The sequence below is a fragment of the Nonomuraea diastatica genome, from assembly GCF_004349015.1.
Classification (GTDB): domain Bacteria; phylum Actinomycetota; class Actinomycetes; order Streptosporangiales; family Streptosporangiaceae; genus Nonomuraea; species Nonomuraea diastatica.
This window is the reverse complement of the sequence record NZ_SMKP01000183.1, coordinates 1-22,427: the sequence shown is the minus strand read 5'-3', so window position 1 is coordinate 22,427 and position 22,427 is coordinate 1. Positions and strand designations below refer to the sequence as shown.

General features: G+C 71.0%; 20 protein-coding genes. 18 read left to right on the top strand and 2 right to left on the bottom strand.

Annotated features, from left to right (window positions below; translation table 11 throughout):
• From E1294_RS41955 to E1294_RS41930, 6 genes are all read left to right on the top strand, one after another.
• A partial coding sequence (locus E1294_RS41955) for a carbon-phosphorus lyase complex subunit PhnI (RefSeq protein ID WP_165977773.1) occupies positions 1-710 on the top strand: 710 nt, incomplete at its 5' end.
• Complete coding sequence (locus E1294_RS41950; RefSeq protein WP_132516660.1) at positions 707-1,558, top strand: alpha-D-ribose 1-methylphosphonate 5-phosphate C-P-lyase PhnJ; 852 nt, start codon at positions 707-709, stop codon at positions 1,556-1,558. The genes E1294_RS41955 and E1294_RS41950, both read left to right, overlap by 4 nt.
• On the top strand, positions 1,555-2,391 hold the full coding sequence (locus tag E1294_RS41945) for an ATP-binding cassette domain-containing protein (protein ID WP_132516658.1): 837 nt from the start codon (positions 1,555-1,557) through the stop codon (positions 2,389-2,391). The genes E1294_RS41950 and E1294_RS41945 overlap by 4 nt, the downstream gene beginning before the upstream one ends.
• Positions 2,388-3,143 (top strand): ATP-binding cassette domain-containing protein, encoded by a 756-nt coding sequence (locus E1294_RS41940; RefSeq protein ID WP_132516656.1) that lies wholly within the window; start codon positions 2,388-2,390, stop codon positions 3,141-3,143. The genes E1294_RS41945 and E1294_RS41940 overlap by 4 nt, the downstream gene beginning before the upstream one ends.
• Positions 3,140-4,315 (top strand): alpha-D-ribose 1-methylphosphonate 5-triphosphate diphosphatase, encoded by a 1,176-nt coding sequence (locus E1294_RS41935; RefSeq protein WP_132516654.1) that lies wholly within the window; start codon positions 3,140-3,142, stop codon positions 4,313-4,315. Before E1294_RS41940 ends, E1294_RS41935 begins: the two co-directional genes overlap by 4 nt.
• Positions 4,316-4,338: 23 nt before the next feature.
• Complete coding sequence (locus E1294_RS41930) at positions 4,339-5,247, top strand: inositol monophosphatase family protein (protein ID WP_132516652.1); 909 nt, start codon at positions 4,339-4,341, stop codon at positions 5,245-5,247.
• 12 nt (positions 5,248-5,259) lie between these two features.
• Here E1294_RS41930 and E1294_RS41925 read toward each other — a convergent pair whose 3' ends face one another.
• Positions 5,260-6,285 (bottom strand): LacI family DNA-binding transcriptional regulator, encoded by a 1,026-nt coding sequence (locus tag E1294_RS41925; RefSeq protein ID WP_165977772.1) that lies wholly within the window; start codon positions 6,283-6,285, stop codon positions 5,260-5,262.
• A 17-nt stretch (positions 6,286-6,302) separates the two neighbouring features.
• Here E1294_RS41925 and E1294_RS41920 point away from each other — a divergent pair, with 17 nt between their 5' ends.
• From E1294_RS41920 to E1294_RS41865, 12 genes are all read left to right on the top strand, one after another.
• Positions 6,303-7,460: a trans-sulfuration enzyme family protein gene (locus E1294_RS41920; RefSeq protein WP_132516648.1), complete on the top strand. Its 1,158-nt coding sequence runs from the start codon at positions 6,303-6,305 to the stop codon at positions 7,458-7,460.
• 176 nt (positions 7,461-7,636) lie between these two features.
• Positions 7,637-8,890, top strand: a complete 1,254-nt coding sequence (locus tag E1294_RS41915; RefSeq protein ID WP_132516646.1) for an ABC transporter substrate-binding protein — start codon at positions 7,637-7,639, stop codon at positions 8,888-8,890.
• Complete coding sequence (locus tag E1294_RS41910; protein ID WP_220448242.1) at positions 8,887-9,795, top strand: carbohydrate ABC transporter permease; 909 nt, start codon at positions 8,887-8,889, stop codon at positions 9,793-9,795. Before E1294_RS41915 ends, E1294_RS41910 begins: the two co-directional genes overlap by 4 nt.
• Positions 9,792-10,640, top strand: coding sequence for a carbohydrate ABC transporter permease (locus tag E1294_RS41905; RefSeq protein ID WP_220448241.1), 849 nt, complete (start codon positions 9,792-9,794; stop codon positions 10,638-10,640). The genes E1294_RS41910 and E1294_RS41905 overlap by 4 nt, the downstream gene beginning before the upstream one ends.
• A gap of 165 nt (positions 10,641-10,805) precedes the next feature.
• On the top strand, positions 10,806-11,135 hold the full coding sequence (locus E1294_RS41900; protein ID WP_132516644.1) for a DUF485 domain-containing protein: 330 nt from the start codon (positions 10,806-10,808) through the stop codon (positions 11,133-11,135).
• A 17-nt stretch (positions 11,136-11,152) separates the two neighbouring features.
• Positions 11,153-12,751 (top strand): solute symporter family protein, encoded by a 1,599-nt coding sequence (locus tag E1294_RS41895; RefSeq protein ID WP_132516662.1) that lies wholly within the window; start codon positions 11,153-11,155, stop codon positions 12,749-12,751.
• A 263-nt stretch (positions 12,752-13,014) separates the two neighbouring features.
• Positions 13,015-14,406: an ABC transporter substrate-binding protein gene (locus tag E1294_RS41890; RefSeq protein ID WP_132516642.1), complete on the top strand. Its 1,392-nt coding sequence runs from the start codon at positions 13,015-13,017 to the stop codon at positions 14,404-14,406.
• A gap of 46 nt (positions 14,407-14,452) precedes the next feature.
• Positions 14,453-15,346: a carbohydrate ABC transporter permease gene (locus tag E1294_RS41885; RefSeq protein ID WP_165977771.1), complete on the top strand. Its 894-nt coding sequence runs from the start codon at positions 14,453-14,455 to the stop codon at positions 15,344-15,346.
• Positions 15,343-16,170, top strand: coding sequence for a carbohydrate ABC transporter permease (locus E1294_RS56590; protein ID WP_132516638.1), 828 nt, complete (start codon positions 15,343-15,345; stop codon positions 16,168-16,170). The genes E1294_RS41885 and E1294_RS56590 overlap by 4 nt, the downstream gene beginning before the upstream one ends.
• Entirely contained in the window at positions 16,167-17,519 is a 1,353-nt protein-coding gene (locus E1294_RS41875) for a GH1 family beta-glucosidase (protein ID WP_165977769.1), read from the top strand. The genes E1294_RS56590 and E1294_RS41875 overlap by 4 nt, the downstream gene beginning before the upstream one ends.
• 3 nt (positions 17,520-17,522) lie before the next feature.
• Positions 17,523-19,235, top strand: a complete 1,713-nt coding sequence (locus tag E1294_RS41870; protein WP_132516634.1) for an alpha-amylase family protein — start codon at positions 17,523-17,525, stop codon at positions 19,233-19,235.
• Positions 19,232-20,746, top strand: coding sequence for an FAD-dependent oxidoreductase (locus E1294_RS41865; RefSeq protein WP_132516632.1), 1,515 nt, complete (start codon positions 19,232-19,234; stop codon positions 20,744-20,746). Before E1294_RS41870 ends, E1294_RS41865 begins: the two co-directional genes overlap by 4 nt.
• Positions 20,747-20,887: 141 nt before the next feature.
• Here E1294_RS41865 and E1294_RS41860 read toward each other — a convergent pair.
• A partial coding sequence (locus tag E1294_RS41860) for a glycoside hydrolase family 84 protein (RefSeq protein WP_220448240.1) occupies positions 20,888-22,427 on the bottom strand: 1,540 nt, incomplete at its 5' end.

The following is a 22,427-nucleotide window of genomic DNA, read 5'->3' as shown; positions in this document are numbered from 1 at the left end:
CCCTCGCCCCCGGCCACGGCCACGGCCACGGCCACGGCCACGGATCAGGGCTCGGCGACGGGCACGGCGACGGCGACGCGCACGGCGACGGGCACGATCCCAGGCGGCCGCCGCGCCTGCTCGGCCTGCTCCGCTCCATGGGCATGCTGGTCGACAGGGCCGCGGACGGCGACCGGGAGCCGTACGACATCACTCGCTCGCCCGTCCGCCCGGGCGTGCCCAGGTCGGCCCGGTTGACGGCGATGGCCCGCGCCGAGACCGGCGCCCTGGTGCACCTCTGGTACGCGAACACGTTCCAGCCCGGCAGGCACAACCACGAGTTCCCCGGGGAGGTCCGTCACGGCGCGCTGCCGGTGCGGGTGCGCCACCCGCTGACCGGCGCGACGGTCACGGTGGCCGAGGTCCGGGTGACGGAGGTGGAGACCATCGACGACCTGGACCGGGCCGAGGAGGACCGCAGCCGGCTGGACCTCGGCTATGGCATGTGCTTCGGCCACAACGAGCGCAAGGCCATCGCCATGGCCGGGCTCGACCTGCTGGTGCACCGCGACGGGGGCCGGTCGAGCCTGGAGCAGGAGGTCCTGCTGACCCTGGACGGCATCGAGGCGTCCGGCTTCCTCGAACACCTGAAGCTGCCGCATTACGTGGACTTCCGCTCGGTGCTCGACCGCAAGCGCGCGGTGCGCGCGGCCATGGAGGAGGCCCGATGACGATCACGGAGCTGGCGGGCGAGGCGGGCCCGCGCGGCATCTTCGACGAGCTGTCCAAGCGCGAGGTGCGCAGGGCCGCGCTCACCGCCGTGGCCGTACCCGGCTACCAGGTGCCGTTCGGGTCGAGGGAGATGCCGGTCGCCCGGGGCTGGGGCTCCGGCGGGCTGCAGGTGACGCTGGCGCTCATCGGGCCCGCGGACCGGCTGAAGGTCATCGACCAGGGCGAGGACGGCGGTGTGAACGCGGCCAACCTGCGCCGCCTGGTCTCCGGTCACGTCGGGTGCGCGGAGGAGAGCGACACCCGGGCGGCCGGCGTGATCCAGTCGCGGCACCGCATCCCGGAGACGCCGCTGCGGGCCGACCAGATCCTCGTGCTCCAGGTGCCGGTGCCAGAGCCGCTGCGCGCCGTCGAGCACGACGTGCGCGAGCAGCGCAGGATGCACGCCGAGGCCGACTACTCGCGCATGTGGGTCGGCCTGTACGAGGACGTCGTGCGCAACGGCGTCGTCACCAAGACCGCCGGCTACCCGTGCATGGTGGGCGGAAGATATCTGATCTCGCCCACGCCGATCCCGAGGTTCGACGTGCCGAAGCTGGACCGGGCCGAGCACCTGACGTTGTTCGGGGCGGGCAGGGAGAAGCGCATCTACGCGGTGCCGCCGCACACCCGGGTGGAGCCGCTGGTCTTCGAGGACATCCCGTTCGAGGTCGAGCACACGCCGGGCGCGGCCTGCCGCCACTGCGGCAGCGGCACGGCGTACCTGGTGGAGGTGCCGTCGGTGGACGGCCCCGTCGCGTGGGTGTGCAGCGACACGGACTACTGCACGCGCAACAGGGAGGATCGATGAGCTGGGCGTTGAGGGTGGACGGGCTCGGCCGGGTCTACGGCGAGCAGAGGGAGGCATCCCTGTCCGGCACCGGGCCCGAGCACGGCACCTCGGTCTCGCCCGCGACCGGGGCCGTGGTGGCCGCGTGGGACGTCGGGTTCGAGGTCGAGCCGGGTGAGGCGCTCGGCATCGTCGGCGAGTCCGGCTCGGGCAAGTCGACGGTCATGCGCTGCCTGGCCGGTGACGAGCGGCCCAGCAGGGGCAGCGCCTACCTGCGCGGCTACGACGACGGCCGCACCGACGTGCTGGCCCTCGACGACGGAGTGCGCCGGCGGCTGCGGATCGACCGCGTCTCCGTCGTCTACCAGGACCCGGCGGCCGGGCTCGACCTGGACACGAGCGCGGGCGGCAACATCGCCGAGCGGCTCACCGCGGCCGGCGGCCGGCACTTCGGACGCATCCGCGAGCGGGCCGCCGAGCTGCTGGAGCTGACCGAGGTGCCGCTGTCACGGATGGACGACCCGGTGCGCACGTTCTCCGGCGGCATGCGGCAGCGCGTGCAGATCGCCAAGGCGCTGGCCAACCGCCCGCCCGTGCTGCTGCTCGACGAGCCGACCACCGGCCTGGACGCCTCGGTCGCGGCCGGCGTGCTCGACCTGCTGAGGAGCCTGCTCGAACGGCTCGGCGTCGCCGCCGTGGTCGTCTCCCACGACTTCGGCGTCATCGAGATGCTGACCAGGAGGGTGATGGTGATGCAACACGGCCGCGTCGTGGAGACGGGCCTCACCGACCAGCTGCTGGAGGACCCGCAGCACCCGTACAGCCAGCGGCTCGTCTCGGCGGCGCGCGGATGAACGTTCTGCGGATCAGGGGACTGGTCAAGTCGTTCACCCTGCACACCATCGACGGCCGCACCGTCGGCGCGCTGCACGGCGTGGATCTCGACGTGGCCGCAGGCGAGCACGTCGCGCTCGCCGGCTCTTCGGGCGCGGGGAAGTCGTCGCTGCTGCGGTGCGTCTACCGGACGTACGTGCCGACGGCCGGCCGGATCCTGCTGCGCACCGCGCAGGGCACGCAGGCCGACCTCGCCTCGCTGCCCGACGCCCAGGTCGCCGACCTGCGGGGCAGGGAGCTGGGCTACGTCTCGCAGTTCCTGCGGGCCGAGCCGCGCCGGGCGGTGCTCGACGTGGTGGCCCGGGCGGGCGCGGCCCGCGGCCTCGGCCTCGACGCGGCCAGGGACGCCGCCGCGGTGGCGCTGCGCAGGCTCGGCATCGACGAGCGCCTGTGGGCCATGCACGCCACCGTCCTGTCAGGCGGCCAGAAGCAGCGCGTCAACCTGGCGGCCGGCACCATCTCGCCGCCCCGGCTGCTGCTCCTCGACGAGCCGGTGTCGGCGCTCGACCCGGCCAACAGGGAGGCCGTCCTGTCCATGATCGCCGACCTGACGGGCGCGGGCGTGGCCGTGCTGTCGGTCTTCCACGACCTGGACGCCATCGACCGGCTCGCCACCCGGGTGGTGGTGCTGGACGACGGCAGGGTGGCCGCCGACGGGCCGCCCGCCACCGTACTGCGTGATTCCGCACTGAACCTGGAGGTGGCCCGGTGAGCGTGCTCGCCCATGCCAAGGCCGTACTGCCGGACCGCGTCATCGACGACGCGCTCGTCGTCACCGAGCACGGGCTGATCACCCACGTTGGGCCCGCCCGCCCCGGCGCCGTGCCCGCCGAGGCCCTGGACGTGCGGGGCGCCCTGGTGCTGCCCGGCATCGTCGACACCCACTCCGACGGGCTGGAGACAGAGCTGCGGCCCCGCCCCGGCGCGGAGTTCGAGGTGGGGTTCGGGGTGTCCAGCTTCGAGGGACGCGTGCGCGCGGCCGGCGTCACCACCGTCTTCCACGGGGTGGCGTTCGAGTCGCACAACCGTAAGGGGCGCACGGTCGAGCGGGCGATCCGGCTCGCCGCCGCCATCAGGGAGCGCGTGGAGTCGGGGCACGCGATGGTGGACCACCGCGTGCTCTACCGCCTCGACGCCCGCGACCCCGCGGGCCTGGCGGCCCTCGGCACCTGCCTGTCCGGTGCGGTCACCCCGCCGCCGCTGGTGTCCTTCGAGGACCACACGCCGGGGCAGGGACAGTACCGGGACTCGGCGGTGTACCGGCGCTGGCTGGAGGGCACCGAGGGCATCTCCGCCGAGGAGGCGCAGCAGCGGGTGGAGACCCTGGTCGCCGAGCGGGACGCCAGGATCGGGCACCGGGAGGTCGCGCTCGGGAGGCTGGCGGAGCACGCGGCGCTCGGGCGGGCGCGCCTGCTCGCGCACGACCCGGTGACGGCGGAGGAGATCGACGTGGCGCTGGCCAACGGGGTGTCCGTGGCCGAGTTCCCCACCACGATGGAGGCCGCCGGGGCGGCCCGTGAGCGCGGGCTGCGCGTGGTGGCCGGCGCGCCGAACATCCTGCGCGGCGGCTCCCACTCGGGCAATGTCGCGGCGGCCGAGCTGGTGGCGGCCGGGCTGGTGGACGGGCTGTCCAGCGACTACCTGCCGTCGGCCCCGCTCGCTGCGGCGCTGCTGCTGGCCTCGCGGGGAGTGGTGCCGCTGCCCCGCGCGGTGGCCCTGGTCACCTCGGGACCCGCCGCCGTGGCGGGCCTGACCGACCGGGGCGCGCTGGTGCCCGGCCGGCGCGCCGACCTGGTGGTGGTGACGACGGACGGGGGGTGGCCGACCGTGCGCATGACGGTCGCGGCCGGTGACCAGGCGCTGCTCGCCGGGGCGGGATCATGACGTCTGAGGGACGGGAGACGGCTATGCGCGCGCAGGACGAGGGTGGTCCCGGCTGGGGCGCTGGCGTGCCGGTGGAGGCGCATCCGGCGCTGGCCGCCGCGGCCGCCGCCGCGCTGGACGCGTACGCCTCCGCCACCGCCGCGTACGACCGCGCCGCACTGTCCGCCGTCGTGGCGGACGGCGCCGACGGCACCCCCACCATGCGCGTCGACGTGCTCGTCGAGGACGCCGTCCTGGCCGCCCTGACCCCGCACCCCGTCAACGTCCTCACCGAGGAGACCGGCTGGGTGGACAACGGTTCGGCGTTCACCCTGGTCATGGACCCGGTGGACGGCTCGGCCAACGCGGCCGCCGGGGTTCCGCTGTCAGCCTTCTCCGCCGCCGTGGCCGAGGACGGCGTCTTCACCGAGGCGCTGACCGTCTGGCTGGAGACCGGCAGGAGCTGGTGGGTGCGGCGCGGCGTGCCGTCCCCGCTGCGCACGACCGGCCGCACCGAAGTGGCCGGCGCCGCCGTCTCCCTCCTGCGCCCCCACCCCGCCGACCCGGGCGCCTCGGCGGCCTGGTGGGAGGTGGCCCGGCGGGCGGCCCGCGTGCGCATCCTGTCCACGAGCTGCCTGGAGGGCGCGCTGGTGGCCCAGGGCGCGACCGACGCGTTCGCCGACGCCGCCACCGACACTCACCGCCTGGTGGACCTCGCCGCCTCGGTGGTGCTGGCGGAGGCGGCGGGCGGCGCGGTCAGTGACGTCTTCGGCCGCCCGATCACGCTGGACACCGACCTCACGAAACGCTGGAGCGGCATCGTGGCGGCCACCCCGGACCTGGCCGGCGAGCTCGCCGAGATCCTCCGCACCGCCTTCAGCGCCGATCTCCGGGCCGATTCCAGTGCTGATTCCAGTGCTGATTCCCGGGCTGATTCCCGGGCCGGGTCGTAGGCGGGAGGCCGGTCAGGAGGGCGGGAGCTCGCCGGAGCCCCTGGCGACCAGCTCCACCGGCACCTTGACCCTGCGGGGCTCCTGGGACGGGTGCAGCAGCAGGTCGACGGCGCTGCGGGCCAGGTGGGTGACGTCGTACCGGACCACCGTCACCCCCGGGTTGAAGACGCCGGCCAGCGCGAAGTCGTCGAACCCCACGTACGCGGGCCGCTCAGGCCGCTCGCGCAGCGCGTGCAGGATGCCGATCGCGGCCCGGTTGTTGGTGGCGAAGAAGGCCGTCGGGGGGTCGGCCAGGTCGAGAAGCCTGCCGACCTCGTACGACACCCGCCACGGGTCGAACACCCCCCGCACCACGAGCGCGTCGTCGGCCCGCACCCCGGCGGCGCGCAGCGCCTGGCGGTAGCCGGTCGCGCGGTCGTGCACGGAGCTGACGCCGTCGTCGTCGGAGATCAGGCCGATCCGGCGGTGACCGCCGGCGAGCAGGTGCTCGGTCGCCGCCCGGCCGCCGCGCACGTCGTCGAGCATGACGACGTCGGCCGCCTCCAGGCCTAAGGGCACGCGGTCGACGAAGACCGTGGTGAGGCTCGCGTGCCCGGCCAGCCAGGCGTGGTCGGCCGCCGACGGGACGACGATGAGGGAGTCGACGCCGCGCGTGTACATGGACTCGATCAGCATGCGCTCCTTGTCGGGGCTCTCCTCGTACGAGCCGAACACCACCAGCGCCTCGTGCTCCGCCGAGGCGGCCTCGACCGCGGCGGCCAGGCGGGAGTAGAACTCGTTGGAGATGTTCTCCATCACCAGCCCCAGCGTCAGCATGGTCGCGCCCCTGGCCAGCCGGGCGGCGGCCTCGTTGCGGCGGTAGCCGAGCGTGCTGATGGAGGTCTGCACCCGCTGCCGCAGCGACGCCCTGACGTGCGGCTCCTGGTTGACGACCCGGGAAACGGTCTTGAGGCTGACGCCCGCGTGCCTGGCCACGTCCGCCATGGTCGGCTTGCGCGTGTTCGCACGCGGGCTCGACTCCTCAGTCCGTTCCCTCACTGTCATAGTGTGCCCCCATGGATGACGAATGGATCTGTGGCCGGTTGGGTGAGGACGAGCCGTGGATGCTGGGCGCGGTCAACCCGCCGGTGTTCGAGAACTCGTTGTTCGCGTTCGCGACGGTGGAGGAGCTCGGTCAGGCGGTCAGGAACGAGGACGAGCGCTATGTCTACTGGCGGGGGACCAACCCGACGGTCGATCTCGCTCAGCGTAAGCTGGCCGCGCTCGAGCGGGGAGAGCGGGCCAAATGTTTCGGCTCGGGCATGGGGGCCATCGCGGCGACCATCTCGTCGCTCGTGTCGGCGGGCGACCATGTGCTGGTGCTGGGCGCCGTCTACGGGCCGACGACTCAGTTCCTGCGCTATCTGGAGAAATTCGGGGTCACGCATACGCACGTGGACGACCTCGCGGGATGTGACAGCGCTATCAGGGCGAGCACGCGCCTACTCTACTTCGAGTCGCCGTCGTACATGGCCTACGCCGTGGTCGACATCGCCGAGGTGGCCGGGTGGGCGCGGGAGCGCGGGCTGGTGAGCGTGATGGACAACACCTGGTCCACGCCGATCTTCCAGAAGCCGCTGACCATGGGCGTCGACCTGGTGGTGCACTCGTTGTCGAAGTATGTGGGCGGGCACAGCGACCTGGTGGGCGGTGTCGTGGTGGGGCCGTCGCGTTTGGTCCGGCCGCTGGCGCTGACCGAGTACCAGCTCTACGGCGCCGCCATGTCGCCGCACGACGCGGCCAAGGTGATCAAGGGGCTGCGGACGCTGCCCGTGCGGATGGCGGCGCACCAGGAGCGGGGGCTGGCGGTGGCGGCCTTCCTGGAGAGGCATCAGGCCGTGCGGGAGGTGAACCATCCGGGCTTGCCATCGCATCCCGGGCACGCGACCGCGCTGCGGCAGATGTCGGGGTTCTCCAGCCTGTTCAGCTTGGTGCTGAACACGGACTTCCCTCAGGAGGTCGCGGGTTTTATCGACAAATTGCGATATTTCAGGATCGGCGTGTCGTGGGGAGGCTTCGAGAGCCTGGTGAACGCACCCGCGCTCTCCACGGAGGAGAGCGTACGCGCCACCATGGGCATCCCCATCGGCCTCGTGCGGCTCTCGGTTGGCTTGGAGCCCGCCGACGAGCTGATCAAGGACCTCGGCCAGGCCCTGGAGGGATCGCTCTCCTAGACGCGGGCCCTTTCGGCGGCAGGGTCCGGGCGCGGTCACCAAGCTCTGTCACCGGGGCCCTGTCATCGAGACGCTGCCAAGGGCGGACGCCGGGACGGGCACCGGCAATTGACCGCTGAACGCGGCTGACCATAGCGTGACTGACAGCGCTGTCTAGAACACGCGGGAGACCTGCCATGAAAACCCCCCTTCTGGCGGCCTCGGTCGCCGTCACGCTGGTGCTCGCGGGCTGCGGCTCCGGCTCGTCCTCGGGCGAGGTACGGCTGCGCATGATCGAGAGCCTGACCAGCCCCGACCGCACGAAACTGATCAAGAAGCTGATCGCCGACTTCGAGGAGGCGAACCCCGGCGTCGAGGTGGAGCTGATCTCACCGCCGCTCGACAGCGCTGACCAGAAGATCCTGCAGATCCTGCAGACCAAGAAGGACCTGGACGTGCTGGAGGTCCGCGACCACACGGCCAAGTCGTTCTCCAACAACGGCTGGCTGGCCGAGCTGCCCACCACCGGCTGGGCCGGCTGGTCGGACCTGACGGAGCTGGCCCAGAAGAAGGCGGTCGAGGTCGGCGGCAAGCCCTACCTCATCCCGTACGGGTTCTACCAGCGCACGTTGTTCTACCGTACGGACTGGGGCATGAGCCGGCCGCCGGCCACGTGGCAGGAGCTCTACGAGGCCGGCAAGAAGATGACCACGGGCGACCGGTTCGGCTACTCGTTCAGGGGCGGCAAGGGCGGCGCCGACTACGCGGTCATGATGATCAGCGCGTACAACGGCGAGGCCCTCGACCCCGAGAAGTCCTTCTTCTTGAAGGACAAGCGCACGATCTTCGCCACCCCCGAGGCAGCCGAGGCCCTCGAACTCTTCGTCAAGATCTTCAAGGAGACCTCACCGCCCGACTCGGTGTCGTGGGGCTTCCCCGAGATGGTGCAGGGCTTCACCTCGGGTGTCACCGGCATGCTCATCCAGGACCCGGAGGTGATCAAGTCGGTGGAGGAGAGCGGCGTCACGGCCTGGTCCACCGCCCCCATTCCCAAGGGCCCCACCGGCTACGCCTTCCAGCCCGTCGGCTACGCAGGGTGGGGCGCGACCTCCTTCAGCAAGCACCCGAAGGAGGCGGTCAAGCTGGTGCAGTTCCTGTCGGAGTCGGAGCAGAGCATCGCCTTCGCCAAGGGCAACTCGCTCATCCCGATCTCCAAGCAGGCCCAGAACGATCCGCAGTTCTCGCAGGGCGCGTGGAAGGCGTACCTTGAGGCCCAGCAGGACCCCAAGCAGGTGATCACGATCAGGCCGGTGGACTATCCGGGCTGGAGCCAGTTCACCGTCGACTCCGACCGTGACATGCAGGCGTTGATCACCGGCAAGAAGACCGTCGCCGAGGTGCTCAAGTCGTGGGACGCCTTCTGGACGGACCAGGCGAAGAAGGTCTCTTGAGCACGGCACGCACCCCCACGGGACGTACCTTCACGATCCGCAGGGCCCGGTTCATCCTGCTGTGCCTGCTGCCCGGCGTGGTGTTCGTGGCCCTGTTCACGTACTACCCGATGACCCGTGGCGCGGTGATCGCCTTCCAGCGCTACAACCTGTTCGACCTGACCTCGACCCCCTTCGTCGGCCTGGAGAACTTCCGGGCCGTGCTGGCCGAGGACCGGTTCTGGACGGCGCTGCGCAACACCGGCACGTGGGTGGTCGTGTCGCTGTTCTTCCAGTTCTTCCTCGGCTTCGGGCTCGCGCTGCTGCTGCGCAGGCACTTCCGCGGCCGCGGCCTCTACCAGGCGTGGGTGTTCTTCCCGTGGGCCATGTCGGGGTTCCTCATCGGGCTGCTGTGGCGGTGGATGTTCAACGGCCAGTTCGGCGTGATCAACGACCTGCTGCTCAAGGCGGGCGTCATCGACGAGCGCATCGGCTTCCTCGCCACCCCCGGCTGGGCGATGACCTCGGTGATCGTGGCCAACATCTGGTACGGCGTCACGTTCTTCGCCATCATGATCATGGCCGCGCTGCAGTCGGTGCCCCGCGAGCTCTACGAGGCGGCGTCCGTGGACGGCGCCTCCCGCCTGCGGCAGTTCTGGCACGTGACGCTGCCGCACATCCGGCCCACGCTGGCCCTGATCGTGTTGCTGCGCATCATCTGGATCCTGAACTTCCCCGACCTCATCTACTCGATGACCGGCGGCGGCCCCGCGGGCGGCACCGACATCATCACGACGTTCCTCATCCAGCAGGTCATCGGCGGCGACTACGGCCGTGCCGGCGCGGTCGGCCTGCTCGTGCTCGGCCTGCTGCTCGCCTTCAGCGTCTTCTACCTCAACGCCACCCGATTCGAGAAGGCCCGATGAACGGCACGATGAACGGCCCGATGAGACATCTCGCGACCGCGGCGAAGGCCGTCGTGCTGGGCGCCTGGCTGCTGATCACGCTGTTCCCGCTCTACTGGATCCTCGTCACCTCGCTCAAGCCCAAGTCCGAGATCTTCTCGATGCCGCTGAAGTACTGGCCCGGCGAGGTGACGTTCGAGCACTACGAGGAACTCTTCTCCTTCGCCGACTTCGGCGTCTACCTGCTGAACAGCCTGACCGTCTCGCTCGTCGCGGCCGGGGTGGTGACCGCCGTCGGCGTGCTGGGCGGCTACACGCTGGCCCGCTTCGACTTTCCCGGCAGGGGAGCGGTGATGCTGGCGTTCCTCGTCACGCAGATGATTCCGCTGTTCATCGCGCTCGGGCCGCTCTACCTGCTCATGTCCGATCTCGACCTGCTCAACCGGCTGGCCGGGCTCATGCTGGTGTACGTGGCGATGCTCGTGCCGTTCGCCACGATCATCATGCGCGGTTTCTACGAGCGGGTGCCGGTCGCGCTGGAGGAGGCCGCCCAGGTGGACGGCGCCTCCCGGCTGGCGGCGATGGTGCGGGTGGTGATCCCGGTCATGCTGCCGGGCATCGCGGCCACGTTCATCTTCGCGTTCGTGCAGTGCTGGAACGAGTTGTTCCTGGCGATCACCTTCATCGACAGCGAGGACGCCAAGACCATCCCGGTCGCCATGAACTCCTTCATCACCCAGTACGACATCGACTGGGGCTCGATGGCGGCCGCCACGGTGATCTCCGTGCTGCCCACGCTGGTGCTCTTCGCCGCGATCCGGCGGTACATCGTCGAAGGGCTCACCGCTGGGGCCGTAAAGGGGTGAAAGGGAAAGGCTACCGCTCATCGCGCCATACAGACCTTTCACCGCGGGCCAGTCCCAACTAAGCGCCGGACGGCGGCGGCTCGCCGAACAACCCGGCCACGGATCTCCACGGCCGGTAGGTTGCGCTCTTACGTTGGGCGTGATCCGCATCACAGTGGAGGACTCGTGACGACTCAAGAACATGACGCATCGGTCTATGAACAAGTGCAGGGGAGCGATGAGTTCCAGGATCTGAAAAGGCGCTTCCGCCGCTGGACCTTCCCCATGACCGTCGCGTTCCTCGCGTGGTACCTGCTGTACGTGGTGCTGTCGGGATGGGCGCGCGACTTCATGGGGATCAAGCTGTGGGGCGACATCAACGTGGGGCTCGTCCTGGGCCTGCTGCAGTTCGTCTCCACCTTCCTCATCGCGTGGGCGTACTCCAGGCACGCGGAGAAGTCGCTCGACCCGATCGCCGACAAGCTCCGCCACGAGGTTGAGGAGAAGACCAAGTGAGCTCGACCACCTTGGGGATGATCCTCTTCCTCACGTTCGTCGCCGCCACACTGGGGATCACCGTCTGGGCGAGCCGGCAGACCAAGACGGCCGCCGACTACTACGCGGGCGGCCGGTCGTTCAGCGGCGCGCAGAACGGCCTGGCGATCGGCGGCGACTACATGTCGGCCGCCTCCTTCCTCGGCATCGCCGGCATCATCGCCCTGTCGGGCTACGACGGGTTCCTGTACTCCATCGGGTTCCTGGTGGCGTGGCTGGTCGCGCTGCTGCTGGTGGCCGAGCTGATGCGGAACTCCGGCAAGTTCACCATGGCCGACGTGCTCGCCTTCCGGATGAGCCCGCGCCCGGTGCGCACCGCCGCCGGCGCGTCCACGATCGTCGTCAGCATCTTCTACCTGCTGGCCCAGATGGTCGGCGCGGGCGCCCTGGTCGGCCTGCTGCTCGGCATCGAGTCGGAGGCGGGCAAGCTCTGGACGATCGTCGGCGTCGGCACGCTGATGATCGTGTACGTGGTGTTCGGCGGCATGAAGGGCACCACCTGGGTGCAGATCGTCAAGGCCGTGCTGCTGATGACCGGCGCCGCCCTGGTGACGCTGCTGGTGCTGGGCAAGTTCGGCTTCAACCTGTCGGCGCTGCTGAGCCAGGCGGCCGCCACGAGCGGCCCGTCGGGCAACACCGGCAGCTTCCTCATCCCCGGCCTGAAGTACGGCACCGAGGCGCAGGGCCTGGCGGGCAAGATCGACCTGATCAGCCTCGGCCTCGCCCTGGTGCTCGGCACGGCGGGCCTGCCGCACATCCTCATCCGGTTCTACACCGTCCCCACGGCCAAGGACGCCCGCAAGTCCGTGCTCTGGGGCATCGGCATCATCGGCGCGTTCTACCTGCTCACGCTGGTGCTCGGCTTCGGCGCGGCGGCCCTGGTCGGCCGGGAGGAGATCGTCGCCGGTGACCCGGGAGGCAACACGGCGGCGCCGCTGCTCGCGCTGCGGATCGGCGAGGAGATCTTCGGCCCGGTGGGCGGCACGATCCTGCTGGCCTTCATCGGCGCCGTCGCCTTCGCCACGATCCTCGCGGTGGTGGCCGGCCTCACGCTCGCCTCCTCCTCCAGCTTCGCCCACGACCTGTACGCGCACGTCTTCCGGCGCGGCCAGGCCAGCGAGCGGCAGGAGGTCGTGGTGGCCAGGATCTCCGCCCTGGTGATCGGCGCCATCGCCATCGCCCTGAGCATCCTGGCGCAGAGCCAGAACGTCGCCTTCCTGGTGGCGCTGGCGTTCGCCGTCGCCGCCTCGGGCAACCTGCCGGCGATCCTCTACAGCCTGTTCTGGAAGAGGTTCAACACCTCCGGCGCGGTCAGCGCGATCTACGGTGGTCTGCTCTCCGCCCTGGTGCTGGTGATCTTCTCGCCGGTGGTCTCCGGGAGCGAGGCGGCGCTGTTCAAGGACGCCGACTTCGCCTGGTTCCCGCTGAGCAACCCGGGCATCCTGTCGATCCCGATCGGCTTCCTCTGCGGCTGGATCGGCACGATCATGAGCAAGGAGTACAACGCCGCCAAGTACGCCGAGATCGAGGTCCGCTCCCTCACCGGCGTCGGCTCGGAGAAGGCCGTCAAGCACTGACACCCTTCTCCTCCGAGGGCCCGGCCACCCCAGGCCGGGCCCTTTTGCGCTGTCTGGCAGGGGTTTGTGGGCATTCAAGCGGGGTGTCCCACACCCGTTCTTGTCGCTAACGACACCGAAACGCAGTGATATGAGTGGTTGACGGGATTTCAGCGGTATGGGTACGTTCTCAGATGTGTGAACGTTGCCACACTGGCCTGGCGCCACGTGGCCGTCATCAGCATGCCTGATGCCCCGCTTGCTCAGTGTGGAGGCGAAACCCCATGAGATCCCCCCTCGTCCGCTGGTCCGTCCTGTCGGTGTCGCTGGCGCTGGCCCTCACCTCGTGTGCCAAGGGCACCGGTGGCGGCGCCGCGCCGACCCCGTCGGCCGGCCAGTTCAACCCCGGCGCCACGTTCAGCGGCTCCATCTCCGTGATGGGCTTCGGCGCGACCGACGAGATCGGGACGACCCGCGTCGACCTGGCCGAGAAGGCCCTCGGCGGCGCCGAGATCAAGCTGATCGAGGGTGACCTCGACATCCAGCAGTTCCTGTCCGCGGTCGCCGCCGGCGACCCGCCGGACATCATCTACGCCAACCGCGACCAGATCGGCACCTTCGCCTCGCGCGGCGCGATCATGCCGCTCACCGAGTGCATCAAGGGCGAGACGATCGACACCTCGATGTACAACGCGAACGCGCTCGGCCAGGTGACGTTCGGCGAGCAGATCTGGGCCATCCCCGAGTTCAACCAGGTCCAGATCACCATGGCCAACGCCGACCTGCTCAAGGCGGCCGGGCTGACGATCGAGGACGTCAACGGCTCCGACTGGAGCAAGGTCACCGCCGCGGCCAAGAAACTGGTCAAGGCCCCCGGCGGCAAGCTCAAGGTGATCGGCTACGACAGCAAGCTGCCGGAGTTCCTGCCGCTGTGGGCCAAGGCCAACGGCGCCGACCTGCTGTCGGCCGACGGGAAGAAGGCCCAGCTCAACAGCCCCGCCGTGGTCCAGGCGCTGGAGTTCGCCGTCGGCATCTACACCGCGCAGGGCGGCTTCGCCAAGGTCAAGGCCGTGCGCGACTCCGCCGACTTCTTCGGCAAGGGCAACCAGTTCGCCAAGAACGAGCTGGGCGCCATGCCGATGGAGCAGTGGTACGTCAACGTCCTCAACGACGTCTCCCCCAAGGCGCCCCTGGTCTTCGACACCTTCCGCACCCCGCAGGGCAAGCCCCTGGCCTACTCGTCCGGCTCGTCGTGGGCCATCCCCAAGGGCTCCAAGAACCCCGGCGCCGCCTGCCGCTTCGCCAAGACCATGACGCTCGTGGACACCTGGAAGGCCGCCGCCCAGGCCCGCCTGGACGAGCGCAAGGCCGACGGCAAGCCGTTCACCGGCGTGCTCACCGGCAACGTCAAGGCCGACGCGGAAATCGAGAAGATGCTCACCTCGGGCGGCGAGCCCTGGGACGCGGGCGTCAAGGCCGTCTACGAGGCCAACGAGAACACCTTCAGCCTTCCCGCCAACCCGGCCGACAAGGAGTTCAAGGACGCCTGGCAGGGTGCCGTGAACCGGGTGCTCAACGGCCAGGACGAGCCGAAGGCCGCGCTCGACAAGGCCCAGCAGGACGCCCAGAAGGCGCTCGACGAGGCATGGGCCGGCTGGACGAAGCGTACGAACTGAGATGCCCCGCTCCCGCTCCCACTCCCGGCCCTCACTCCGGACGTCCATGCGGTTCATCGAGACCCGGGCGGCGCTGCTGTTCATCAGCCCGTGGATCCTCGGCTTCCTGATCTTCACCGCGTGGCCCGTCATCAACAGCGCCTACCTGTCGCTGACCGACTACGACGTGATCAACGACCCTTCGTTCGTCGGGCTCGACAACTACCGGACCCTCTTCGAGGATCCCAAGGTCGGGCTGGCGCTCAGGAACACGTTCATCTTCATGGTGATGTCGGTCCCGGCCCAGCTGGTCGTCTCCCTGGGCCTGGCGCTGCTGCTCAACAGCGCCACGAAGGCCACCGGCTTCTTCCGCACGGCGTTCTTCCTGCCCAAGATGACGCCGCCGGTCGCCGTCGGCATCCTGCTGCTGATGTTGTTCAACGGGCAGAACGGCCTGATCAACGGCTTCCTCGGCATCTTCGGCATCGACGGGCCCGCGTGGACCACCGACCCCGCCTGGGTCAAGCCCGGCCTGGTGCTGATGAGCCTGTGGACCGTCGGGTCGTCGGTGGTCATCATTCTGGCCGCGCTGCGGGGCGTCCCCCAGGAGCTGTACGACTCCGCCGTCGTCGACGGGGCCGGCTGGTGGAGGCGCACGCTGCGGATCACCGTGCCGATGATCAGCCCCACGCTGTTCTTCCTGTTCATCGTGGACAGCATCAACGCCCTGCAGTCGTTCACGGAGGCGTACACCGCCTTCTTCGGTTCGGGCAACACCACCTACAGCAACGACGCCGCGCTGTTCTACGCCATCTACCTGTTCCAGCAGGCCTTCGAGTTCCTGCACATGGGCTACGCCTCGGCCCTGGCCTGGTTGTTGTTCATCGTGATCATGGCGATCACGGTCGTGCAGATCCTGGTGACCAGGCGGTTCGTCCACTATGAAGGGAGGAACCCGTGAGGCGCGCCCGGCTGATCCTGACGTGGACCGCGCTGAGCGCGTTCGCCATCGCGTTCATCTACCCGTTCGTCTGGCTGATCAGCGCCTCGTTCAAGCCGCGCAGCGAGGTGTTCGACCACCGGCTGATCCCCGAGACGTTCACCTTCGACAACTACATCCAGGTCTGGCAGGAGGCGCCGCTGGCGTTGTGGATGCTGAACACGCTCTTCGTGACCGTGCTGGCGGCGGTCGCCGTGACGATCACGAGCGCGATGGTGGCGTGGGGCTTCGCCTACTTCCGCTTCCCCGGCAGGGGCGCGTTGTTCGGCGTCGTGCTCGGCACGATGATGTTGCCGGGCGCGGTCACCATGATCCCGGTGTTCCTCATCTGGAACTCCCTCGGCATGGTCGGCACGCTGACCCCGCTGTGGGCACAGAACCTGTTCGGCAGCGCCTTCTACATCTTCCTGCTGCGCCAGTTCTTCCTCGGGCTGCCGCGCGAGCCGTTCGAGGCGGCGAAGATCGACGGCGCGAACAACTGGCAGATCTTCACCAGGGTCGCCCTGCCGCTGTGCAAGCCGGCGGTCGTGGTGACGCTGCTGTTCGAGTTCCAGGCGGCCTGGACCGACCTGATGCGGCCGCTCATCTACCTGCGCGACTCCAGCACGTTCACCGTGCCGCGCGGGCTGAAGGCGCTGCTCGACCAGTTCGGGTTCGGTGGTGAATGGCACTGGGAGATCGTCATGACGGCCAGCGTGATCACCACCATACCGATGATCATCCTGTTCTTCCTCGGCCAGAAACACTTCGTCAAGGGCATCGCGACCACAGGGAGCAAGGGGTGAGTTTTCCCGCGGGATTCCTCTGGGGCGCGGGCACGTCCGCGTACCAGATCGAGGGACACCACGGCAGGGGCGAGTCGGTGTGGGACACGTTCTGCCGGCGGCCCGGCGCCGTGGAGGGCGGCGGCGACGGCTCCCGGGCGTGCGACTCCTACCTGCGCTGGCGTGAGGACGTCGAGCTGGTCGAGGAGCTCGGGCTGCGCGCCTACCGCTTCTCCACCGGCTGGTCGCGGGTCATGCCCGACGGCGTGCCCCCCGATCCCCAGGCACTCGACCACTACGAGCGCTTCGTCGACGCGCTGCTCGAAGCCGGGGCAGAGCCCGTGCTCACGCTCAACCACTGGGACATGCCCGCCGCGCTGACCGGCGGCTGGGCCGAGCGCGCCAGCGTGGCCGCCTTCGCCGCCTACACCGAGGCGGTCGCCGGGCGGCTCGCCGACCGTGTCACCTGGTGGATCACCCAGAACGAGCCGTGGATCATCGCGCTGCTCGGCTACCAGCTCGGCCTGCACGCCCCCGGCGTCGCCGACCTGGGCACGGCCGTCAAAGCCGGCCACCACGTGCTGCTCGGCCACGGCGCGGCGGCCGACGTGCTGCACGCCCACCCCGGCGTGCTGGCCGGCTCGGCGCTCAGCCTCTTCCCCTGCGACCCGGCCACCGCCGGCGAGGCCGACCGCGCGGCGGCCACCGGCTCCGACGGCTACGTCAACCGGTGGTACCTCGACCCGCTGCTCGCCGGCGGCTACCCCGCCGACATGCGCGGGCACTGGGAGCGGGCGCTCGGCCACGGCCTGGACTTCATCCAGGACGGCGACGAGGCCGCTATCCGCGGGCGCAGCGACTTCCTCGGCGTCAACTACTACACCAGGCGCGTCATGGCCGCGGCGCCGCCCGACCCGTTCCCCTGGCGGGTCGTCGGGCCCAGCGGCGACGTGGCCAGGACCGACGAAGGCTGGGAGATCAACGCGGGGGCGCTGCGCGACCTGCTGATCGGCCTGAGCCGCCGCTTCCCCGCCACGCCGCTGATGGTCACCGAGAACGGCGGCGTCTTCGGGGACACACCCGCACACGACGGCCGGGTCCACGACAACCGCAGGATCCTGTTCCTGCGCGACCACGTCGCGGCCGTCGGCGAGGCCATCGACGCGGGGGCCGACGTGCGCGGCTACCTCCACTGGTCGCTCATGGACAACTTCGAGTGGGCGCTGGGCTACCGGCCCAGGTTCGGGCTCGTCCACGTCGACTACGCGACCGGCGCCCGGACGATCAAGGACTCCGGGCGCTACTACGCCCGGCTCATCGCCGGGGGCGGCGCCGCCCCCGCCCTGCCCAGGATCGAGGCTTACGGCTAGACCATGCGGATCACCACCACGGACACGGCCTACCACCTGGACAGCGGGCACTACCGGCTGACCGTCTCGCGCACCGACCCCAGCGCCGAGCTGGAAGGCTGGCTGACGCTCAGCCTCATCGCCTCCGTCGCCACCAGGAGCGACCGCGACGAGACGTACGAGACCCTGCCGCCCGTGCTCGCCGAGCGCGGCGACATGGCGGTCTTCGACTTCCCGCAACACTCGACCGCGTGGGAGGCCAAGACCGTCCGCCTCACCTGCACCCCCGGGACGATCGCGCTGGAGGTGCGGGTCGAGGGCGACGGCGTGATCGGCGACGTGACGCTGCTCGGCGGGCGGGCCGTGCTCAACACCCGCGCGGCCGGCACGTTCCGCTCGGCGGTGCACGCGCGCGGCGTCTTCAACCCCACGCCCACGCACCCGGTGCACGTGGTGCGGCCGGTGTCGGCGCCGCTCGCCCTCACCGTGATCGGCGACGCCTCGCCGGGCCGCCTGCACGCCGTCTTCTCGCCGCCGCCGCTGGCCCTGGCCTTCAGCAAGGAGGAGCCCGACGGCGGCGCGACCACCGTCCCGGACGGCCCCTGGCTGGGCGCGTGGGTGCGCGCCGGGATCGCGGACCTGACCTTCACCGAGCTCCGGTACGAGCCGCTCGACGGCGGCGCGCTGCTGCGGCTGGACTACGAGTGCCAGACGGCGGTGAGCGGCGCGTGGACGTCGCCGGCCGTGGTGTTCCGCGCCGCGTCGTCCCCCTGGGAGGCCATCTCCCACCACCGGGAGGACCTCGTCGAGCACGGCCTGGCCCCGCGGGGACCGGCCGGAGAGCGGCACGCCTGGTGGAGCGGGACGATCTTCTGCGGCTGGGGCGCCCAGTGCGCGCGGGCCGGCGGCCGCTCCCCGGTCGAGTTGTCCCGGCAGGATCTCTACGACGCGTGGCTGGCCAGGCTGGAGGAGCACGGCGTCGTGCCCGCCACCATCGTCATCGACGACCGGTGGCAGCTCACCTACGGCAACCTGGAGCCCGACCCCGGCAAGTGGCCCAGGCTGCGCGAGTGGATCGCCGACCGGCACGCGCGCGGGCAGCGGGTGCTGCTGTGGTGGCGCGCGTGGTCGCCCGACGGGCTGCCCGCCGAGGAGTGCGTGACCGACGCCGCGGGCCGCGCCGTGGCCGCCGACCCGTCGAACCCCGCCTACCGGCGCAGGATCGGCGAGATCATGCGCCGGCTGCTCGGCGACCTCGACGCCGACGGATTCAAGATCGACTTTACCCAGTGGTTCCCCAGCGGGTCGCACCTCAAGGCGTACGGCTCCACCTGGGGTCTTTCCCTCCTGCACGAACTGCTCGGCACCATGTACGCCGCCGCCAAACGCGTCAAACCCGACGCCCTGATGATCACCCACACCCCACATCCCGCGTTCGGCGACGTCAGCGACATGATCCGGTTGAACGACGTGCTGGAGCTCGACGCCCGCGGCGAGCCCGTGCCCGCCGTCGACCAGCTCCGCTTCCGCCACGCGGTGGCCGCGCACGCCATGCCGGAGCACCTCGTCGACACCGACCAGTGGCCCATGCCGAGCCGGGCCGACTGGCTCGCCTACGCGCGGGCGCAACCGTCGCTCGGCGTGCCCGCCCTCTACTACGTGGAGTCCATCGACAACACCGGCGAGCCGATCACCGGCGACGACCTGCGCCAGGTGGCGGCGTGGTGGCGGCGATGAGGCAGGCGGAGGTCGTCGTGTACGGCGCGACGTCGGCGGGCGTGTGCGCCGCCGTCGCGGCCGCCCGCCGCGGCCTCGACACCGTGCTGCTCGAACCCGGCAGGCACGTCGGCGGCATGACCTCCGGCGGGCTCGGCTACACCGACATCGGCGACCCGCGCGTGCTGGGCGGGATGGCCGCCGAGTTCCGCCGGGCCGTCGCCGACGCCTACGGCGCGGCTCCCGGTCACTACGCCGGGCCGGAGCCGCACGTCGCCGAGGGCATCTTCGTGTCGTGGCTGGAACGCGCCGGCGTGGAGGTCGTGTACGGCGCCCCGCTGCGCACGGTGGTCACCTCAGGGGAGCGGATCTTCTCCGTCGTCACCCACCAGGGCGACTACACCGCAGGCGCCTTCGTGGACGCGAGCTACGAGGGCGACCTGATGGCCGCCGCCGGCGTGTCGTACCGGGTCGGCAGGGAGGACCGCGCGCTGCACGGGGAGACGTTCGCCGGGCGGCGCGAGATCGTGCCCGGCATGCACAACTTCCCGCCGTGGATCTCACCGTTCCGCGCCGACGGCACGCTGCTGCCGCAGGTCGCCGACGGGCCCATGGCCGAGGTGGGCGCGGGCGACGGCGGCGTCATGTCGTACGGCTACCGCGTCTGCCTGACCAGCGCCGCCGACCGCATCCCGATCGAGCGGCGGCCCGGCTACGACGAGGAGCACTGGGAGCTCGGACGGCGGTTGTTCCGCCACTGGCGCGAGCAGGGCGTCGAGCCCCGCGCCGGACGCCTCGTCGGCCTGGAGCCGAACCTCCCGGGCGGCAAGTGCGACGGCAACTCGCTCGGGCCGTTCTCCCTCAGCGTGCTCGACCGCTCCGCCTGGGACTACCCCGACGCCGGCCCCGACGAGCGCGAGCGCATCCGCCTGCACCACCTGCACCACGCCCAGGACCTGCTGTACTTCCTCTCCCACGACCCCGAGGTGCCCGCGAGCGTGCGGGCCGAGCTGGGGCGCTGGGGGCTGCCGCCCGACGAGTTCGCCGACACCGGCCACCTGCCGCACCAGCTGTACGTGCGGGAGGCGCGGCGGATGCTCGGGGACGGGCACCTGACGGAGCACGACCTCGTCCAGGGCCGCCCGCAGGCGGACGCCATCGCGATGGGGTCGTACCACCTCGACGTCCGCGAGGTGCAGCGGACCTGGCGGCAGGTGTACGAGCATCCCGACCCGGTGCCGATGGTCGTCACCGAGGGCTACCTGTCAGTGGGGGTCGCCCCCTACCAGATCCCGTACGCGGCGATCGTGCCCCGGCGTGCGGAATGCGGCAACCTCGTGGTGCCGGTGTGCCTGTCGGCCTCGCACGTGGCGTTCTCCTCCATCCGGATGGAGGTGCAATACCAGATGCTCGGCCACGCCGCCGGGCTCGCCGCGGCGCAGGCCGCGGGGAGCGGCAAGGCGGTGCAGGACATCGACGTCGCCGCCCTTCAGGACGGCCTGTCCGCCGCCGGCCAGGTGCTCTCCCTCTGACCCCGTCGGCGCGCTCGGGTGGTGGAGCGCGCCGTTGTGAGGACCACGCGGCGCAGGCGCGCCCCAGAGGGCCGCCGCGGTCAGCGTCTCACGCCGTGGGTCCGGCGGGGTCAGCGCGTCACGCTGTGGGAACCGCCGCGGTCAGGGTGCGGCCTGGTGACCGGCCTGTTCCAGGGCGGCCCGGACGAACGGCGGGATCACCCGGCGCAGGACGTTCGCCTGGTGCTCCTCGGCCCTGGCCAGTGCCCGCGCCACGGCGGGGGAGCGGGCGGGACGGGCGCCCGGGGCGGCGCCGAGCAGGTCGAGGGCCGTCAGGCCCGCCACGGCCATGTCCTTGGCGGCCGCCACCCAGCGGGCCAGCTCCGCGCCGATCGGCCCCGGCGCGTCCAGCGGCAGCTCGGCCAGCCGGGTCAGCTCGGCGCGCAGCCGTACGGACGGCTCGCCCTTCAGCGCGTCCGCGCACAGGGAGGTGAGCTCCGGGCTCTGGCCGGCGCCAGGAGGCCAGGACGAGCACGCCTCCACCAGCGGCAGCAGCTCCGTGACGCCCGGCAGCAACCGCACGGCGCGCTCGTGGGACCGGGCCGGATCGTAGGCCGCCGGATGCCAGGCGTAGTCGGCCACGGTCGTGAGCGCGATCCGCGACGCCGCCGCCTCCACCATCGGGTTGGCCGTGATGCCCTCCAGCGGGACGCCGTCCAGCTCGGTCGCCCGCCCGACCAGCGGACCCAGGAAGACCCGGTCGAAGTCGAAGTCGTTGACCGGGAAGTTGTCCCACAGGGCGACGCGGTGGCCGTAGGAGGCCGCGGCGGCGGTCATGTCGCGTGCGGAGATCTCGCCCACCACGATGTCGGACCCGGTCCACCAGACCAGCACGTCGGGCGGCAGCTCGGCGGTGAGCCGGTCGCGGTAGGGCGTCCTGCCGGTGCCGGCGTAGTCGGTGGGCACCATGGTCAGCGGCCGGTCTGCCCCGCGTACGGCGAGGAACTCCGCGGCGAAGTCGCGGCAGACGGCCGCGTGGGCGCTCGCGCTCGCGCCCTCCCGCGTGCCGAACGCCTGCCTGTCGGGCTCGTGCCGCAGCTCGGGCGGGATGTCGTCGAACAGCAGCGCGAACTCCCTGACGCCCACCTGCCACACCTGCTCCGCCTTCGCCCGCAGCGCCGCCCGCTCACCGGCGTCGCTGTAGACCATCGACAGGCCGGGGCTCAGTGCGAACACGAACCTGACGTGCCGCGCCGCCGCCTCCGCCACCAGCTCGGCCAGCCTCGCCAGCTCCTCCTCCGGGTACGGCTCCCGCCACCGCTCCCGGTGGAACGGGTCGTCCTTGGGGGCGTAGACGTAGGCGTTGAGCTTGTGCCTGCCGGAGAAGCGCAGGTGTTCCATGCGGTCGGCGTGGGTCCACGGAGTGCCGTAGAAACCCTCGATGGTGCCCCGGAGCGGCAGGTCGGGCCAGTCGCGTATCTCGGCCTCCGGCACGCACACCCGATGCTCGGAGCACGGGGGCCACGGGGATTCGGCGAGGGCGAGCAGGGTCTGCGCGCCGTAGAAGGCGCCCGCGGGGTCCGCGCCCACGATCAGCACGCCGTCGCGGGCGGCGCTCAGCGTGTAGCCCTCCGGCGGCAGCCCGGCCCCGGCGTCCACCCGCACCTCCACCGCCCCAATCTCACGCGGCGCAGCCTTACCC

Excerpts from the sequence above, each read along its gene's own strand:
- E1294_RS41950 (WP_132516660.1), top strand. The coding sequence starts at position 707 with ATGACGATCACGGAGCTGGCGGGCGAGGCGGGCCCGCGCGGCATCTTC.
- E1294_RS41945 (WP_132516658.1), top strand. The coding sequence starts at position 1,555 with ATGAGCTGGGCGTTGAGGGTGGACGGGCTCGGCCGGGTCTACGGCGAG.
- E1294_RS41940 (WP_132516656.1), top strand. The coding sequence starts at position 2,388 with ATGAACGTTCTGCGGATCAGGGGACTGGTCAAGTCGTTCACCCTGCAC.
- E1294_RS41930 (WP_132516652.1), top strand. The coding sequence starts at position 4,339 with ATGCGCGCGCAGGACGAGGGTGGTCCCGGCTGGGGCGCTGGCGTGCCG.
- E1294_RS41920 (WP_132516648.1), top strand. The coding sequence starts at position 6,303 with ATGGATGACGAATGGATCTGTGGCCGGTTGGGTGAGGACGAGCCGTGG.
- E1294_RS41915 (WP_132516646.1), top strand. The coding sequence starts at position 7,637 with ATGAAAACCCCCCTTCTGGCGGCCTCGGTCGCCGTCACGCTGGTGCTC.
- E1294_RS41905 (WP_220448241.1), top strand. The coding sequence starts at position 9,792 with ATGAACGGCACGATGAACGGCCCGATGAGACATCTCGCGACCGCGGCG.
- E1294_RS41895 (WP_132516662.1), top strand. The coding sequence starts at position 11,153 with ATGATCCTCTTCCTCACGTTCGTCGCCGCCACACTGGGGATCACCGTC.
- E1294_RS41890 (WP_132516642.1), top strand. The coding sequence starts at position 13,015 with ATGAGATCCCCCCTCGTCCGCTGGTCCGTCCTGTCGGTGTCGCTGGCG.
- E1294_RS41885 (WP_165977771.1), top strand. The coding sequence starts at position 14,453 with ATGCGGTTCATCGAGACCCGGGCGGCGCTGCTGTTCATCAGCCCGTGG.
- E1294_RS41870 (WP_132516634.1), top strand. The coding sequence starts at position 17,523 with ATGCGGATCACCACCACGGACACGGCCTACCACCTGGACAGCGGGCAC.
- E1294_RS41865 (WP_132516632.1), top strand. The coding sequence starts at position 19,232 with ATGAGGCAGGCGGAGGTCGTCGTGTACGGCGCGACGTCGGCGGGCGTG.